This is a genomic window from Komagataeibacter oboediens (genome assembly GCF_003207815.1).
Lineage (GTDB): Bacteria > Pseudomonadota > Alphaproteobacteria > Acetobacterales > Acetobacteraceae > Komagataeibacter > Komagataeibacter oboediens.
Window position 1 is genome coordinate 1 of record NZ_NKTX01000144.1, and the last position, 2,695, is coordinate 2,695.

The following is a 2,695-nucleotide window of genomic DNA, read 5'->3' on the forward strand; positions in this document are numbered from 1 at the left end:
CGCAAGCGTGCCACCTTCAGCCGTCAGTGTCCCCGTGTTCGTCGTCGTGCCAGCAACCGTGCCGCCATTGACATCCGTCGTCCCGGCAGTCGTCAGCGCACCTGCAACAGAACCCGGCAGGCTGAGGCCTGCACCAGACGCCACCGTCGTCACACCCGTGTAGGTATTCGCACCCGACAGCGTCTCCGTCCCGCCAGAAACCGTCAGACCGCCAGAACCGGACGCCACACCAGAGAATGTGTTTCCAAACGTGGCATTGCCATTCGTGATGTCCAGCGTGTTGCCTCCAAGGGCAACCGTGCCTGCCCCGTTCAGGGACTGGATCGAGGAAGAACCTGTCGTCACGCCAGAAATGTCAAACGCCGCGTTGTCCTGCACGCCGGTGGACTGGGCAATCGATCCCGTCCCGCTCAGGGCCAGCGTGCCATTATCAATGGTCGTCGCACCCGTATAGGTATCCGTGCCCGTCAGCGTCGTCGTGCCCGTGCCGACTTTCGTTACAGACCCGCCACTACCAGCATGACCATCTTCGATAACACCAGAAATTGTATCATTTTTGTCTAAAGCGCCAACAGACAGGTCTTTACTTCCGAGAACAACCGTACCTGCACCCGACAGGGAACCGATAGAAACACCGTCCTGCGTCATACCAGAAATATCGACTTGAGCATTACTCAGGTTTTTTACCGTCGCGCTACTCGCATTTGACATCCCTGAAAAAGAAACATTCCCGGAGTTATTAACGGTTGAAGAACCTGCATCGCTATAATCTGTAAAATTTACATTCGATCCAGAACCATTGTTAATTGTTGAGTTCCCCGCCGTACTGGAATCATTAAAGTTGATAGTAGACGGCGTGTTTGCACTACCCCATCCGTTCCAATAACCAGTTTGCGTTGTTATATTCGAGTGATCCGCAGTACTTTTATTATTGAAGTTTATTTCACTTCCCTGAACATCTACCGAATGGTAACCCATAGAAGAAACAGCAGCGGAACCATCTGTAGATGGTCCATTCATATTAACTACGGCCCCATTCGCAAGAGTAACATTACCCCCAACGGCGGAGATTGTTGAATCTCCGAAAGGATTTTCTGTATTTGCTTCTACAGTAACAGTAGGGTCCGATTTGGATGGATCACCATTCAGACCAATAATAGTCGTATTTCCGGTATATGTGTTGTCATAATTAAGATTAAGAACAGAGGCATCCCCATTACTTGGAACGCCCGCTGCAGCTTCCGTCGTCGTAACCGCAGTATTTTGGCTGGAATCAATTAGGACCGATCCTGGCCCAACCATCGCAGCACCAGGCGTGTACTCATGACCATCTAGATCAATGGTAGCATTATTACTACCAAAAATAATTTGACGTGCAGAATTCTGCACATCTTCACCAATTTTCAAAGTGCCACCGTCTATCTCTACAGCCGTCCCGCCCGTTCCCAGACTTTTATCTGTAGTGATTTCAAGAACACCGTCTGTAACAACAGTTCCGCCATTATAAGAATTTTCACCAGAAAGCACTAGTGTGCCTGAATCTGTTTTCACAAGAGTTGTTGGTTTTTCAGAACTATCATTTATATTTGTCTGAATAACAGCCAGGTCTGAATCCCCAGACCCCGTACCATTGCCCACACGAATAACAGACGCTAGACCGCTCTGATTCGTCAACTTTCCGCTTACTTGTGGATCATTATTTTCCGATGAAACCACATCAAATGACGACGTGTTATTGCTATAATTAGTTCCATTAAGTGTTATAGAACTAGTATTCCCATTCGGAACTAAAGAATAATAGGAATTTCCTGAACTATCTTTCCCTCCATTTTCATCAAATTGCATGCCGGAAACATCCACGTTCCCATCGACAGAGACCTTACTACCCTGCTGTTCAAAGATAGCAAAATCATTGGCTGTCCAGCCAGCATTGCTGTTTCCTGTCGCATTTGTCCAATTTGAAGCGCCACCAGTTTGCTGCCAGGTGCCCGTGCCACCATCAACCTGAGAGTTGACGCTCGTATTTGCACCATCCCAAAATGAAAGCGTATCTGGACCGTTCTGAAGAACAATATTAACCTGATGGTTTGAATCCTGAATATAGTCCGAAGCCGTTACTGGTGTCCCATTGAGAACTAAGGATGCCGTATCTTTCTCCAGTGTTCCACCATAATCGTACAGTCTTTCAACGCCAGATCCATATGACGACGACAGATTGTTGGCGACTATTGTTCCATCAAGAGAAAGATTTTTATCAACAGAAATAGTTCCTTCTGAGTTTTTACCTGAACCATTCCCAGATTCTCCCGTAAAATTCTGTGTCGATCCGGAGTCAGTTATCAAGTTACCCGAAATTGTTAAATTAGTGCGATTCTTTTGTCCGGGATAAATTGTACCACCACTTTGAATTTCTACATCAGAATTTCCATCCCCAACACTACCATTACCACTCACGCTTCCTTTATTGCCAACGATAACGGATGATGTACCAGAATCATTACCATAAAACTGAAGAGTTCCGCCGGATTGGACTAACGTTTCCCCAGTATACGTTTGTTTACCGGATAATGTCTCCGTCCCGCCAGAAACCGTCAGACCGCCAGAACCGGACATGCCGCCGGAATAGGTGCTGCTGGCTTTGGTCAGGTCCAGCGTGCCGTCCAGCGTGCCACTGGCAGTTCCCGACAGAGAACCC

General features: G+C 47.7%; 1 protein-coding gene. It reads right to left on the bottom strand.

Annotated elements, in window-relative coordinates:
- Nucleotides 1-2,695, bottom strand: a 2,695-nt coding sequence (locus tag CFR80_RS19090) for a beta strand repeat-containing protein (RefSeq protein ID WP_181418276.1), incomplete at both ends; no start/stop codon positions are given.